The sequence below is a fragment of the Nocardioides sp. genome, from assembly GCF_031422975.1.
Classification (GTDB): domain Bacteria; phylum Actinomycetota; class Actinomycetes; order Propionibacteriales; family Nocardioidaceae; genus Nocardioides.
This window is the reverse complement of the sequence record NZ_JANPEO010000448.1, coordinates 1-2,803: the sequence shown is the minus strand read 5'-3', so window position 1 is coordinate 2,803 and position 2,803 is coordinate 1. Positions and strand designations below refer to the sequence as shown.

The window sequence follows — 2,803 nt, the reverse complement described above, 5'->3', positions numbered from 1 at the left end:
CACGTCCCCGGGACGAGACACCCAGTGGTTACCCGTGTCCAGGATCGCGAGGGGGTGCGGACGGAAGGCCACCTTGCGCATGGGGTCGGGCCGGCGCTCCACACGCCAGTCATCGGGCTCTTGCGAGCAGAACGCGTTGTGGACGTCGGCCCGCGCGACGACAGCCGGACAGGAGGCGAGGTGACGTCCCAACGTCGTGCCTCGGGCAGACCACAGCTCGTCGGCGTCGAACGGCACCACCCAATCGGCGCCGTGGCGACCGGCCCACTGGGCCAGCTCGGACATCTTGGCAGCCTGGTAATAGCCCGGCTCGCGGTCGTGCCCGACGACCAAGCGGTGGTCCTTGACGGCACGCAAGACCTCCAGCGTGTCGTCGGTCGAGCCGTTGTCCACGACCAGCACGCGTGCGACGTCCTGGTCCAGCAGGTGACGCACGGTGGTCGCGATGATGTCGCTCTCGTTGCGCACCATGGCGACGGCCCAGACGCCAGCGGACCGCTGTGGCGTCGGCAGGTCGAGTCCGCGCCGCACGAGCCGGATCGACCGGCGCCATGACCGGGCCAACTGGCGGCTGGACCAGTGGCCGAGGGAACCCCGGAGGTCGAGGCCGCTCACCAACGGATGGTCCGGTGCCGGGGGCGCGGACTCGGACATGCGGATGATCATGCCATCGCCCATACGTCGCATGTCTGCTCCTGCCGCAGCGGCTGGCCTAACATCTCGGGCATGCCCCATCAAGATCTGGCCCGAGTGTGGGATGCGCATCTCCGGTTGCAGAGCTCAAATTTTCGTCTGACCACTCGACGCAACACGATGGCGGATCCCACGCGTCAGCGGTCCGTCGCGCTTCTCGACGACCTGTTCTTCGACCTGCTCGCCGTGGCAGACCCGGATGTCTTCGTCGAGGCGGGCGCGCATGACGCCAGCACCTCCCTTCGTGTCGCCGATTCAGGCGTCCAGCGCGTGCTTGCCTTCGAGGCGAACCCGGTCAACCACGAGCACTTCTCAGGCATGGTCGACTTTCGCAGCCGCGGCGTCGAGTACGTCCACGCCGCATTGACCGATCACGCAGGGCCGGTGGTCCTACACCGCGAGGTCGGTCTCGACGGCGATCCGTTCGTGGGCCACAGCTCTCTGGCACATCGCAATCATGACGTGAGTCCCGTCCCGACCCCGGTGAAGGACGTGTCCGTCGACGGCATACGGCTCGATGACGCCGTAGGTGATTGCTCCCGGAGCGCACTGTGGGTCGACGTCGAAGGGTTCAACGGCCCAGTTCTCGCTGGGGGGCCTGAGCTGTTGCGCCGGTGCGCTGTCCTCAAGATCGAGGTCGAGGACGTGGAGATGTGGCACGAGCAGGCGCTCGCGGTCGACGTGCTTGGCACACTGTTGGAAGCAGGGCTCGTCCCGGTGGCGCGAGATGTTCAGTCGCCGGGTCAGTACAACATCGTTGCTGTGTCGTCAGACATGAGTAGACAAGACGGTGTGATGGAGCAAGTTGAACGGTTCCACCACCTCGCGAGGCAGAGGCAGTCGCCCGCGTTGGTCGACGTGGCCAGGAAGTCGCCCGCATACGGCCGCGCGTCCCGGTTCGTCCGCGGGATGGTGAGGCTGCGCTAGCCGCGACTGGAGGAGGGGACATCCCAACCTCCCGGGATGTCTCTCACCACAGTCCAGGCCGGGTTGAGGTGGTACGAGGCGCCCGACCACACGGCGCGGTCGTGGAACCACGGCACGACGACGTGCTGGTGGTTGTCGCCGTACAGCCCGTTGCTGAGGTGCGCGGCCCAGTAGCCGAACGTCGAGTTGGTCAGGATCAGCCGGCGGGCACTGGCCAGAGTCGCGAAGTCGTCAGCCGGCGTCGGGGCGTCGGCGGCGAAGGTGACCTCGGCGTCGTCGCCGAGCCAGGCCAGGGCTGTGCGACACCAGGCGATGTCGTCGGAGACGACGTGGATGCGACGCACAGGCGCGCCGAGACGCGACGTTCGTTCGAGGGCGACGTGCAGGTAGGCCTCATGGTCGAAGGCGTAGCGTCGAGCGAATTCGGGTTCGAAGTAGTCGCCGCGGCGGACATTGACAACTACCTGCTCTGCGTCGGGATCGGGTCGCACCGGGAGGGTCGTCTGGCGCAGCGCAAAGTCGACGAACCGCTCCACATGCTCGGGCCAGTAGTGGATACCCCAGCCCTGGAAGAAGCCCGGCTGGCGTCGGTCGCTTATCCGGACCTCATCACGCGCCACGGTGTAGTCGCGCTCGATCTCGGGAAAGTAGGGCAACCACGGGTCCATCTCGCCGCTGCGCAGGGCCACCGCGCTCCCCCCGGTCTCGCGGAGCTTGCTCACCTGGAGCCAGTGGTAGAGGAAGTTGCCGAGGCCAAGTCGGGGCTCGGTCCACAGTACGGTGCGCGGTCCGCGGCGGACGATGTCGAGAGCCCGGGCTCGCAGGTGGGGAAGAGTCGGCACGCTGCTCACCGGCGCCACGATAGAGGGTGGGGCCGGTGGATCCGGCCCGAATACGATGCCGGATGGGATCATCGGCCGGTGACGAGTGCCGACGATAGGCCCATGACCGCGGCCGACGACCTAGAAGATCTGCCCGGTGTGACCGTGGTTGTGCCCTGCTACAACAGCGGGCCAGTCCTTCGGGAGGCGGTCCTCAGCGCTCGTCAGCAGACGCATCCGCAGGTCGAGGTGATCGTCGTCGACGACGGGTCCACCGACAAGGAGACGCTGAAGGTGCTGGCCGAGGTCGCCGCGCCGGGTGTCCAGGTCATCCGGCAGGACAACGCCGGACCGGGTGCCGC

Annotated in this window: 4 protein-coding genes; 2 read left to right on the top strand and 2 right to left on the bottom strand. The window is 67.4% G+C overall.

Translation table 11 applies throughout. The features are described 5' to 3' along the window. Positions 1-666: glycosyltransferase family 2 protein (locus RMO85_RS13475; RefSeq protein WP_310529237.1), on the bottom strand; the 666-nt coding region annotated here is incomplete at its 3' end. Positions 667-879: 213 nt separating this feature from the next. Here RMO85_RS13475 and RMO85_RS13470 point away from each other — a divergent pair. Beyond that, positions 880-1,620, top strand: a complete 741-nt coding sequence (locus RMO85_RS13470) for an FkbM family methyltransferase (protein ID WP_310529236.1) — start codon at positions 880-882, stop codon at positions 1,618-1,620. Here the strand turns inward: RMO85_RS13470 and RMO85_RS13465 are convergent. Further along, complete coding sequence (locus RMO85_RS13465) at positions 1,617-2,471, bottom strand: alpha-1,2-fucosyltransferase (RefSeq protein WP_310529235.1); 855 nt, start codon at positions 2,469-2,471, stop codon at positions 1,617-1,619. The two genes, RMO85_RS13470 and RMO85_RS13465, sit on opposite strands and share 4 nt — an antisense overlap. Before the next feature lie 93 nt (positions 2,472-2,564). Here RMO85_RS13465 and RMO85_RS13460 point away from each other — a divergent pair. Next, a partial coding sequence (locus tag RMO85_RS13460; RefSeq protein ID WP_310529233.1) for a glycosyltransferase family 2 protein occupies positions 2,565-2,803 on the top strand: 239 nt, incomplete at its 3' end.